The sequence below is a fragment of the Aporhodopirellula rubra genome (genome assembly GCF_014192335.1).
Taxonomy (GTDB): domain Bacteria; phylum Planctomycetota; class Planctomycetia; order Pirellulales; family Pirellulaceae; genus Rhodopirellula; species Rhodopirellula rubra.
Genome location: NZ_JACHXU010000022.1, coordinates 132,022 through 142,730, shown reverse-complemented (window position 1 = coordinate 142,730; position 10,709 = coordinate 132,022). Strand labels below are relative to the sequence as shown.

Annotated in this window: 9 protein-coding genes and 2 pseudogenes; 5 read left to right on the top strand and 6 right to left on the bottom strand. The window is 55.9% G+C overall.

What is annotated here, in order from left to right; all coding sequences use genetic code 11:
• Positions 1-801 precede the first annotated feature (801 nt).
• The 4 genes and pseudogenes from FHS27_RS31730 to FHS27_RS24195 all read left to right on the top strand — a co-directional run.
• Positions 802-1,260, top strand: a pseudogene (locus FHS27_RS31730) (fasciclin domain-containing protein); the annotation flags it as partial.
• A pseudogene (locus FHS27_RS31725) lies at positions 1,243-1,680 on the top strand (fasciclin domain-containing protein); the annotation flags it as partial. The pseudogenes FHS27_RS31730 and FHS27_RS31725, both read left to right, overlap by 18 nt.
• Before the next feature lie 313 nt (positions 1,681-1,993).
• A complete protein-coding gene (locus FHS27_RS24200; RefSeq protein ID WP_184307858.1) occupies positions 1,994-2,605 on the top strand; it encodes an RNA polymerase sigma factor in 612 nt (203 codons plus the stop codon).
• Positions 2,602-3,423: an anti-sigma factor gene (locus FHS27_RS24195; RefSeq protein ID WP_184307856.1), complete on the top strand. Its 822-nt coding sequence runs from the start codon at positions 2,602-2,604 to the stop codon at positions 3,421-3,423. The genes FHS27_RS24200 and FHS27_RS24195 overlap by 4 nt, the downstream gene beginning before the upstream one ends.
• A gap of 76 nt (positions 3,424-3,499) precedes the next feature.
• On the opposite strand, the gene FHS27_RS24190 is transcribed toward FHS27_RS24195, so the two are convergent.
• The 6 genes from FHS27_RS24190 to FHS27_RS24165 form a co-directional block, all read right to left on the bottom strand.
• The gene (locus tag FHS27_RS24190; protein WP_184307853.1) at positions 3,500-4,312 is read right to left on the bottom strand and encodes a flavodoxin domain-containing protein; all 813 of its coding nucleotides are present in this window, start codon (positions 4,310-4,312) and stop codon (positions 3,500-3,502) included.
• A gap of 35 nt (positions 4,313-4,347) precedes the next feature.
• Positions 4,348-5,154 carry a DUF4198 domain-containing protein gene (locus tag FHS27_RS24185; protein ID WP_184307850.1) on the bottom strand — a complete coding sequence of 269 codons (807 nt, stop codon included), beginning with the start codon at positions 5,152-5,154 and terminating at the stop codon, positions 4,348-4,350.
• Between the two features lie 86 nt (positions 5,155-5,240).
• Complete coding sequence (locus tag FHS27_RS24180) at positions 5,241-5,783, bottom strand: DUF2271 domain-containing protein (protein WP_184307847.1); 543 nt, start codon at positions 5,781-5,783, stop codon at positions 5,241-5,243.
• A gap of 17 nt (positions 5,784-5,800) precedes the next feature.
• Complete coding sequence (locus tag FHS27_RS24175; protein WP_184307844.1) at positions 5,801-6,454, bottom strand: PepSY-associated TM helix domain-containing protein; 654 nt, start codon at positions 6,452-6,454, stop codon at positions 5,801-5,803.
• Between the two features lie 23 nt (positions 6,455-6,477).
• Positions 6,478-7,584, bottom strand: coding sequence for a DUF1559 domain-containing protein (locus FHS27_RS24170; RefSeq protein ID WP_184307842.1), 1,107 nt, complete (start codon positions 7,582-7,584; stop codon positions 6,478-6,480).
• Positions 7,585-7,860: 276 nt separating this feature from the next.
• Positions 7,861-8,652, bottom strand: a complete 792-nt coding sequence (locus FHS27_RS24165) for an ABC transporter ATP-binding protein (RefSeq protein WP_246420778.1) — start codon at positions 8,650-8,652, stop codon at positions 7,861-7,863.
• Positions 8,653-8,984: 332 nt separating this feature from the next.
• On the opposite strand from FHS27_RS24165, the gene FHS27_RS24160 reads away from it, so the two are divergent.
• The gene (locus tag FHS27_RS24160) at positions 8,985-10,592 is read left to right on the top strand and encodes an esterase family protein (RefSeq protein ID WP_315854675.1); all 1,608 of its coding nucleotides are present in this window, start codon (positions 8,985-8,987) and stop codon (positions 10,590-10,592) included.
• Positions 10,593-10,709: the final 117 nt, after the last annotated feature.

Here is a 10,709-nt window from a genome sequence, read left to right as displayed (position 1 = left end):
ATGATGCAACCCCGCGAGGTCCTACGAGCAAGACTCGCTGCTGGAGACAACTTGTTTGAAACAAAGTAGATATGTCAATGACTGTGCCATTCGTGCCAGACGCATTGATTCGCTTCTTATCGAAGTTGCTTTGCTTCCTTAAAGAAGGTAGCCGAATCTAGGACACTGAGCCCAACGTTTTGGCCTCTCTAGATTCAAAAAGGATGTCTGCCAACGAAATGGATTACTTGGGGGCGCCGACAATCGTGCGTCTTCATGGGACGTCCCATACAGTAGCGATGAGGCAGCCTGTATCACTCGTCAAGAAGGACGCAACCGTTTGGGCGGGCTTCTTCGCGATTGCTAGTGCGACGTTCCAGTAAGTGAATTCAGCGTTTTTGAATCGAGTTCAGCCGATCCGAGCAAACGCAGTTCGATTGAAGTGTTCATCGAAGGGGGGGCTCATCGGTAAGGAGGCTTGGGGCGAAGACGCGGCGAGGCAGTTTGATGACCATGCATCGGCCGATCATGCCTCGGTTTTTTCACGATAATTGGAGCAAGGCGGCGCACCCGTCGGTGCAAACCCCATCCGCCGAAGGCTCGATTGGCGATCCTATTGTCGGTTATCCGTTTTAAGTCCGTCTTTCGTTTGCAAATTGCATCTGCACGGATGAGAAAACGAGTTTCCAAGAAAAGATTTCAAAATCTTGCATCCGTTTGCTCCATGTCCACGAATACGTACACGACTGGGCCAGTCCCTTCGTTCACGAGAGCGAAGGACCGTATTTCGAATCTAACCAAAAGACATTGAGCACCGGAAACATGAACACTTTCAAACGCTACTGCTTGACCGCAGCCATTGCCGCCGCGACCGTCGTCAACACTCACGCCGCCGATATCGTCGACACGGCCGTTGGCGCGGGATCATTTCAAACCCTGGTCGCTGCAGCGAAGGCCGCCGGATTGGTCGACACGCTCAAGGGTGACGGACCGCTGACCGTTTTCGCGCCAACGGATGATGCGTTCGCAAAACTACCTGAAGGCACCGTGGAAACGCTGCTGAAACCAGAGAACAAAGCAAAGCTCGCGGGGATCTTGGCCTATCACGTCGTGCCGGGCAAAGTGATGGCTGCGGACGTGGTTTCGGTGACGGGAGCCGAGACGGTCCAGGGACAACAAGTCGACGTCAAAGTCGACGGATCGACCGTCATGATCGATGGAGCCACGGTTGTGAAGACGGACATCGACTGCGACAACGGAGTCATTCACGTCATCGATTCAGTGATCTTGCCGGCAGACAAGAACATTGTCGAAACGGCGGTAGGAGCTGGATCGTTCAAGACCCTCGTCGCTGCCGTGAAGGCGGCTGGTTTGGTCGAAACGCTCTCCGGCGATGGGCCGTTCACGGTGTTTGCACCGACCGACGAGGCGTTTGCGAAGCTGCCTGAGGGAACGGTTGAGTCGCTCCTGAAGCCAGAGAACAAACAAAAGCTGATCGACATCCTGACCTACCACGTCGTGTCGGGCCGGGTCTATTCGAGTGACGCGGTGGCTGCGAAGACCGCCAAAACGCTGCAAGGTTCGTCGCTGACGGTGAACGTCGGTGACTCCGGTGCGACGATCAATAACGCCGGCCTGGTCTCCACGGACATCGACAGCTCAAACGGCGTGATTCACGTCATCGACTCGGTGTTGATGCCGCCTGCCAAGGGAGCCAACGCGCAGGGAATCATCCATGGTGCGATTGCTCAAGGTTCGCAGTTGTTCAACGCGGGACACCACGAGGCCTGTGCAGACCTCTATACTCAGACGATGCATACCTTGATGGATGCGGACCTCGAACCGACGCTCCAACATCACTTGACCAGCGTCATGGAAAATGCCCGGACGCAGCATTGCCCCACGACACGAGCGTGGACTCTGCGACGCGGCATGGATCAGATGTACGCTCAGTTGGCGTCGAAGTAGAGTTCTGCAACGACTGGATTTTCGATCTCTCTCCGGAAATGACCTTGTGACTGAATCGGTTTTGACGCGTATCGCTTCTGGCGATCGCACCGCTGTCGACGACTGCTTAGACCGCTACGGTGGTTTGGTTTGGTCGTTGGCGAAGCGATGGGTCGGCAACGTGGACGACGCCGAGGACGCGGTTCAGGACATCTTTGTCGAACTGTGGCAACAGGCCGGGCGTTTTGACCCGGCGGTTGCCGGAGAGGCGACGTTTGTCGCAATGATCGCTCGTAGGAGATTGATCGATCGGAGACGAAAACAGTCCAGAACACCCGTGATGGAAACGATCAGCGTCGAACCTGTCGACGCGAATGCGGATCATGGTACCGAGGAGATCTTGGTACGTGGAGAAGAGGCCGCTCAGGCGAAAGAGTGCCTTGGGAAGTTGTCCCCGACTCAACAACAAGTCCTCACGTTGTCCGTGCATCATGGTGCATCGCACGCATCGATCGCCGGCAAGTTATCACTGCCACTGGGAACGGTTAAATCGTATGCCCGTCGTGGTCTCATCCAACTCAGAGATTGCATGCGACTTAGTGCGGATGCGGTCGATGCCGCCGGCCTTGTTGCCAGCGGGCCATCGGCAAACGTTGCACCCACGGGGAGTCGATCATGAACTCATCATCGTTACCGCCGTCGGAGTGGGAAGAATTGTTGGCCGGTGAGGCAATCGGTGATCTGGACACGAGCGAACTCGAGCGGCTCGACCAAGAGTTTGCGAGCGGTCGTCCGGATTCATCCGCCGAGTTGATGCGTACCGCGGCCGCACTGGATTTAGCATTGGCCGGCGCTGAAGATGACGCGATGCCGGATCACCTCCGACGCCGCGTTGCACTCGATGCGGTGAAATATATCCCCGACGCGAATAGCAATTCAGCAGGCGTTGAACTCGCGTCCGACCAGCAACCGCATGCAACCATTCCGCTGCGTGAGCGTGTCGCTTGGTTGGCCGCTGCAGCCTCGATCCTATTTGCCTTTGGCACGTGGGCTCTCCGCGAAAGAAGCGGTGGCAACGGTCCGGGCGACGCGATCGTTGCGATGGATTTCGGCAAAGAACGAGCGAACCTGAAAGCGACCGAAGATCATATCGCTGTCCAATGGGCTCCGGGAACGACGCCCTTCGAAACGCCTGTTGCGGGAGACGTTGTGTGGAGCACGACGGAGCAGAAAGGCTTTATGCGTTTCGTTGACATGCCGATCAACGATCCGACCAAAGAGCAATATCAGTTGTGGATCATTGACCCGGCCCGAGATGATGAACCGATCGACGGCGGCGTGTTTGACGTCACCGCGGCCGGTGAAGTGATCGTGCCGATTGATGCCAAATTGAAAGTGCTCGATCCGGCCGCGTTTGCAATCACGATCGAAAAACCGGGCGGTGTGGTGGTTTCCACCCAGGAGCGTTTGCCGCTTCTCGCTTCGGTCGCAAATTAAACACGGCGCCTGTTGAACTGAATGGCGAAGGCGTTTTGTATTGCCGAAGTCATTACGGATTCGGATGACTTCGGTTTTAGAGTGAAACGCTGTCGCGCATCTTTCTCTGCATGTCATGCAGCGGAGGTCCTGCGACGGCATTGAGCCGAGTTGTTTCGCGGATATCCCCGCGTCCGATGGTGATCTTATCGACCTGCGATTCCCATTGCTCGATCGAGACACGGTCGCCGTCATCGACTTCGATAATGTCGAAGAGCGGTTGTGCTCCACACTTCGTCAGCCATTCGTTGATTTGGCGGCCAAATGCACAGTATTCTTCGTAGTCGCTGTCACCGAGCGCGAGGATTCCGTAGCGTAACGACGTCATGTCGATCGAACGGTTCATCAGTTCCTCGGCAAACTCAAACGCGTGATCCGGCGGTTCCCCCTGTCCCGCAGTGCTCGCGATGATGAGAAACGTCTCTTCACCGCACCATCGACGTTCGTGGAGTTCGTCGATCGCGGTGATCTCACTATGAATGTTGTTCTCGGTTAACCTCGTCGCGGTCTCAATCGCCAACTCTTCCGCCGTTCCCGTTTGACTGGCATAGAGCACGACAACCTTGGCATCGTTATGAACATCGCTCGGCGTATCCTCTTCCAATGAATTTGCCGCGTTGTCGTCATAACTTGTTTGCTTCACGGATGGACCACGTGATGGAATCCACGCGATCCAGACGCAAAGAACAAGATACGTAACCATGGTCATGACCGCCGAGACCCAATGGCTGGCCCGTGGCGTGGCAATCCACCAATCGCCGGGTGTCCACCAAAGCAGCAGCGCAGCCACGATCAGCAGACAAGCGATCGTGACCACGCTTACGAGGTCGAGTTTCCGTTGGGAAGTCATTGATTGCGAACTCACTAATCGTGAACCAATAGCCACTACTGCGGCAACACCTCAAGCGTTGCTGTGTAGCTCAGCCGTCGGCTCGTTGCTTGTGGAATACTGGTGTCCGAGTCCGAAGTGCTGGTCGAGATCCAGTACATTCCTGGCGAGTTCCAGGTAATTGAAATTTTGCCATCGGCATCTGTGACGACTTCGGTTTCATCTTGAGTGTTGCGATATCGAGTTCCGCCTTGAATGACTGCTACCTTCATGTCTGCGGCTGGCTTTCCGTTGACGATCAATTGAAACTCAGCGGTTTCACCCGCGTAAAGATCGTTGGGGTGGGTGACAGGTTTCAATTCGATTCCCCTGCCCGTTGGTGCGAGCGATTCGGTCGATGGGCCACCGTTGGTGACAAAAGTCTCGACTCGCATGATGTTTTCGGTCACTTGCAAGTTAGTCGCGTCGGAAGGGATTTCCGTTGCGATGTCCTCGGCCTTTCCTCGCCAACGACGACGCTCACCATCGGCTTCGTAGCTCGCGAAGACACCATCGCTAACCACCGCGATGCGATAGGTGCCGCGTTGCTGCAGTGGCAAGTCGAATACGCTGCGGTACTTGCCTTTGTGTTGATTCTGAGCTTCCACGAGGCTTCCGTTCGGCGCTACGATTTGCAAGTTCTCAATCGAGAGAGGAAAGTGATTGAAGTAGAACAGGTCATTCGACACTGCCGCGTCGACCGTCACCCAGGGTTCGGCTCCGGAAAGGACCGTTTGCGAGGGGCGCAGCCAAACTTTGTGTGCGAACCCGGTAACGGGGGTCAGAAGACAAGCGAGCAAAGTGACAACTAAATAGCGATTCATTGGGATACTTCTTCTTTGTTAGGGGGAAACGTGATTGAGATCGAGGTTGAGTGGTTGACAGAGAACGTGAGCCAAAACAATTCGTCTCATTCTGCGGGATGCAGTTTCAGTGAGACTTCACCGAGTTCTTCTTCGCCGGCGACCTTCGTCGAGAAGTCTTTCGTGATAGGCCATTCAAAAGCGATCTCGAGAACTTCTCGGCCACCGACTTCACGTGCCGCTTCGACGAAAAGAATGTATTTTCCCGAAGGCATGTCAGCCAAACGTGGGTCATTGAGTGCGAACGAAAGTGAATGTTTGCCGGCCGGACGGGACGCGCCGGAGACGCCATCGACGGGCATCTCGAGACTACGTCCTGAACGTCGCCACCATTGCCGCAGATCAGGCAACCATTTCGTACCGGCGCCCTCTTTCGAGTCCTTCATTTGGTACCAAACGGCGAGGTTCGCCACGGCCTTGCGGTTTTCATCTTGAATCCAGGACGCCACGTAAGGGCGGTGATATTCCGAAACGTTCATCTTCGGAATTTCGATCGTGACATGAAACGACTTGTTCGGTTTGTCAGCGAACGCGATGGTCGTCCACGCCGTGCTAACGATCGCGAGTACGAGATGGTACAGATGGTTCATGTTTTGAAACTTTTGAGTTAGTGAATCAGTAGGATGGCAATGAGGAATGGAGCGACGAACCCCAGTCCCACGAGCGGCCACGTCATCCGTCGACGGCGAGCGTGTTGAATCAGTAACAACAACCCGGTCAAACAAAACACCAACGTGGCGATGGCGAACAAGTCAAGAGTCCATCGCCAGGCTGGCCCGGTGTTGCGGCCTTTGTGTAGATCGTTGAGATAGGAGATAAGCCCACGTTGTGTTTCTTCGAATTCGAATTCGCCGGTTTCGCGATCAATAGCCAACCACGCGTCGCGTCCTGGCCCGGGCATCGAGAGATAGACCTCGTCCTCAGACCATTCGGCATCACGCTGGCCGATCGAAAATGAAGTTTGCTCAGTGAGCCAATTGGCCACTTCGATCGGCAGCGGTGCGTCATCGTCGTGCACGTGCTGGCCGAGAATCTCGAGTAACTCTGATGGCATCTCAGCCATTATCGTACGAGTTTCCGGTTTGGTCTCGATCTGCGAAGCGTGATTCAGCGTGATCCCGGTGATCGCAAACAGCAACATGCCGACGAGACTGATCGCGGAACTGATCCAATGCCACGCAATGAGTTGGCGCCCCCATTTGCGAGGTCTTTGGGGACCTCGCTCGGCGGCGTGTGCTTCATCGGATGGGTTGGATGACATGGGCGAGTCGCGGGAAGCGGATGTTATTCCGACGATACCGTTTTGACTTCGCGACCGTAGCGTGTCCAACTGGCGTGCCAGACGTCGCGATCGATCGAGTCGGTAACGTTACGAACGCTTCCGTCAACCAAGCAAACTTTGACGAGGCCCGTGTGATTACTGCGGGCCGCAGACAACTTGGACGAGCCACGCACCATGTCGGGAATCGCATTGTTGGGCGTCATCCGGCCGTTGATGACCGGACCGCTCGGCACACTGCCTCGCAACCAGTAGTGGTTGCGATCGCCGGTCCACGATGTGATGTAGGTCGAGACCGAGTTGATGTCTCCGGTATCGGCGAGGGCGGCAACGGTGTCGTCCACAGTACTTGAGGCTGCACGGTAAAACGCTGGATCCATGGTCGGTGTTGGGGTTGCTTGTGAAATCCCGCCACCAATCAATGTTTCTGCAAACGCGATTGTGTTGCTCGTTCCATCCAACACGTCGCGGAAACCGACTTTGGCACCGATCCAGCAGAGTCCGTCCGATGGTGTGCCGTTTCCTGGGTGGAAGACGCCGTCGAGGCCGCTGCCCTGGTTCATTGCATAGCTTGTCCCTGCGATTTGGATGGACGCTCCCGATGGCATTTCTAGACCGTGCAAGGCGGCATTGATGTCGCTCGGACATTCGTAGGCGGCAACACGGGTACTGGCGGCTTCGTGCAACCCGACGGGAAGATCAGCGAGGGCGGGGTGCCCCATGTAGATATCAAAGTCGATCAGGTCTTGAAGTTGTGCTTGCTCAATAAACGGCAGCACCTTCGCAAACGGTGAATAGTCGCTCGGGTAACCGCCAGGCCATGAGTAGCCGTTGTTGGGGAACGCACCGTTGTAGGCCGATGCGTAGTTGTGTAACGCCAATCCGATTTGTTTCAGATTGTTGCTGCACTGCATCGAGCGAGCGGCCTCACGGGCGGATTGAACAGCCGGTAACAGCAGTCCCACGAGCACACCGATGATCGCGATCACCACGAGGAGTTCAACGAGTGTGAATCCGCGACGAAGTTGAGTCGGCGAAACCGAGCGACGAGAAGCGAGAGAGTGACACGCTGCAACCGAATGGGCGTGTCGAGGTCGAGACAGAAAGGACATGGGTATTTCCAGCCAAATGGCACACGAGAAATGGAACTGTCCCAGAAAGCAGTCCATTCGCCGACGCGGCGAAAACTAACTGGGAGACGGACCGAGCGTGGCTGGCTAGAGGGCGTGAATACCCGTTGCTTGCTTCGTCGATGCAGCACTGTTGCTGCTGAGAATCATTCGCATTATGCGATTGAAGGCGGTCCGGTACAAGGGTGGCTTGTCAAAAAATGTAGAGTTTTGAGCGTTTGTTGCGGGGGCGGCGGGGAGACCGACAGCAGGGGCGGGTTAGGCGATAGCCGGTTCCCGAGGACCGACCAGGCGGTGGTAGTGAGTGGCGAGAGATTGAGCGTCACCGTGGTCCGCGGTCGCGAATTCGTTGAGTACTTTGCCGTCTTTCAGAACGATCACGCGATCGGCCCACGCGGCAACGCTCGGTTCGTGGGTTACGATCACGATGGTCCGCTTCTCGTTATCGCATAGCCGTCGCGATAGCTCACAGATGGATTGTCCGGTAACGGAATCGAGACTGCCGGTGGGTTCGTCGGCAAACATGACTGCGGGGTTGGTGATCAGAGCTCGAGCAATCGCGACCCGTTGCTGTTCGCCTCCACTGAGCGAATCGGGACGATGCGTCAATCGGTCTCGAATGCCGAGCCGGTCGGCGAGGTCATCGAGTTCGCTCTCGTCGATGTTCTTTTGTCCCGCCGCGAAGAGGGGAAACAGAATATTGTCGCGGGCCGTCAGTGACGGGATCAAATTGAACGCTTGGAAGACGAGCCCGACATGCTGTCGACGGAAGTGAGTGAGCTTGCGATCTGAAAGACTCTCCAGTTTCTGCCCGTCGATCGTCACGTCCCCGTTGGTTGGGCGGGTCAGTCCGGCCATCAAATGCATCAGCGTGCTTTTGCCAGAACCACTCGCCCCCATAACGGCCACAAATTCGCCATCGGCGATGGTCAAACATACGTCCAGCAGTGCGGCCACCGATCGATCGCCTTGGCGATAGACTTTCGATACGTGATTGACGGCGGCCATCGTGCGTTGCTTCGATGTCGTGCGTTGCGGGAATTCAGTCATGAAGGGATGCGGACTCGGAGTGTGGATAGGGGACAAGTTCCCCGCGGGCTGTTTCGTTAATATCTCAGCGATCTCATTTGCTCACGTCCCTTAGCACAACCTGTGCCAGCGTCCTTTCACGTGCGCTTTCAGTGATTGACTCGCGGGTGATTTCGGTGGCAAAACACACGAAGTTTCTAATTCACATGCTCGCGACGTTCCTGCTCATCTGCAGCACCACGGCGAAGTTCCCATCTCGTGTGACTGAATTTCCACCGTGGGGTTTGCATCAGGCATTCCGCGTGTTGAGATGAACGACGCCTCACGTTCGTGTTTTTAAAATGGAGAATAGTGTGACGAAGCGTCTTTTAGCCATCTTGTTCCTTTGCCACGTCTGTTCACCCTTTGCGGGTAGCGCGGATGAGGTCAGTGTGATCCAGCCGATCGATGGGGCGGCGTATGACGGCGAGCTATCTTCAGCCGAGGATTCTCAATCCATTCGCATCGACCTATCGCCCGGCGATTTTGTGCGCGGATCCGTTCGTGGAGAGGAGATCACGGTGTGGCTGTTGGGCCGCGATCAGTCCAAGCTGCGCCGTTTGGCGTCTAGCATTGGGACGGTGCAGAGTTTTATGTTTGTGGCGAGCGATCGCGGTCCGTACTCGTTTAAGGTGAGTGGGCAAAGGGGGACAGGCTACAAGTTGCAGCTCGATAGTGTTCTCGCACTCGCCGATCAAACGCCAATCGCCGAAGAAGTCGCCAGTCCGAAATTGAGAGAGCTGCGCAAGCGGCTTGACGCTGGCGAGGACATTTCGAAATGCTGGAGCGAAATCGTTTCCCAAGGTACTCCGTTGATTGAAACGACGAACGTCAAACCGTCGCTCCCCGAGGACGAAGTGTTGGTCACGTTTCTATGGCGCGGCGCCAAGCGGAACGTTCGAATCTTTGGTGCCCCGTCAGGCGATCACGACGAATTGAAACAACTCCGCGACAGCAACATCTGGTACCACAGTTATCGAGTTCCCGACACGGCACGCATCAACTACCGACTGGCGCCCGATGTACCGGATTTCCCAGGCACATCGACACAGCGACGTCGGGCGATCCTAGCGACCGCGCAGCGTGATCCCCTCAATCCGCTGCACGAACCCGATGAGCCGATCGACGACTATGAAGGGTTCTCGATCGTTGAACTGCCCGACGCACCCAAAGCGGTATGGTCGACGGTCTATCCGAGTCACCCCAAAGGCACCGTCGAAACGCATCGTTTGACGAGCAAGATTCTTGGTAACACGCGCGATATCCACGTCTATCGGTCTGCCGGATACGAAGCAAACGATCCGGAAAGGGCTTTCGTAGTCACCTTTGACGGAGACCAATATCGCGACGAAGTCCGTGTTCCCATCATCATGGACAACCTCGTCGCCGCCGGGAAGATTCCTCCCACCGCCGCGATCATGATCAGCAACCCGAGCCAGAAGAGTCGTTCGACGGAACTACCGTGCAACAATGATTTTGCTCGCTTCATTGGCGAAGAGTTGATGCCATGGGCAAAGACACAAAACGTCACCGCATCGAGAGAACGCACCGTCGTCGCAGGAGCCAGCTTTGGCGGACTTTGCTCAGTATTTATTGGCCTGAAGCATCCTGAACTCTTCGGCAACGTCTTTAGCCAATCGGGTTCGCTTTGGTGGGCACCCGGCGGGTTTGAAACGAAAGGCGAAAGCGAGTCGCAGTGGCTGACACGCCAATACGTATCGGCGCCGTCGCAACCGGTCCGGTACTACTTGCAAGCGGGAACATTTGAGGAACCGAGCGGGATCCTACAGTGCACCAAGCACTTGCGTGACGTCTTGCAGGCGAAAGGTTATGACGTGACATACGGTGAGTTCGTAGGCGGCCACGGTTACTTCTATTGGAGGCACAGCTTTGCCGATGGCATCATGCACCTGCTTCAATAACGAACGGGCGCCATCGTATCGCCTCGTGAGACGCCCATGATCTCACTTCGCCGCGACTACGTTGCTTAGTCGGAACACAAGGTAAGGTGTTCTTTGAGGATACAGTAGAAGCATGGC

Coding starts and splice junctions, on each gene's coding strand:
- FHS27_RS24195 (WP_184307856.1), top strand. CDS start 2,602: ATGAACTCATCATCGTTACCGCCGTCGGAGTGGGAAGAATTGTTGGCC.
- FHS27_RS24190 (WP_184307853.1), bottom strand. CDS start 4,312: ATGACTTCCCAACGGAAACTCGACCTCGTAAGCGTGGTCACGATCGCT.
- FHS27_RS24185 (WP_184307850.1), bottom strand. CDS start 5,154: ATGAATCGCTATTTAGTTGTCACTTTGCTCGCTTGTCTTCTGACCCCC.
- FHS27_RS24180 (WP_184307847.1), bottom strand. CDS start 5,783: ATGAACCATCTGTACCATCTCGTACTCGCGATCGTTAGCACGGCGTGG.
- FHS27_RS24175 (WP_184307844.1), bottom strand. CDS start 6,454: ATGTCATCCAACCCATCCGATGAAGCACACGCCGCCGAGCGAGGTCCC.
- FHS27_RS24170 (WP_184307842.1), bottom strand. CDS start 7,584: ATGTCCTTTCTGTCTCGACCTCGACACGCCCATTCGGTTGCAGCGTGT.
- FHS27_RS24165 (WP_246420778.1), bottom strand. CDS start 8,652: ATGACTGAATTCCCGCAACGCACGACATCGAAGCAACGCACGATGGCC.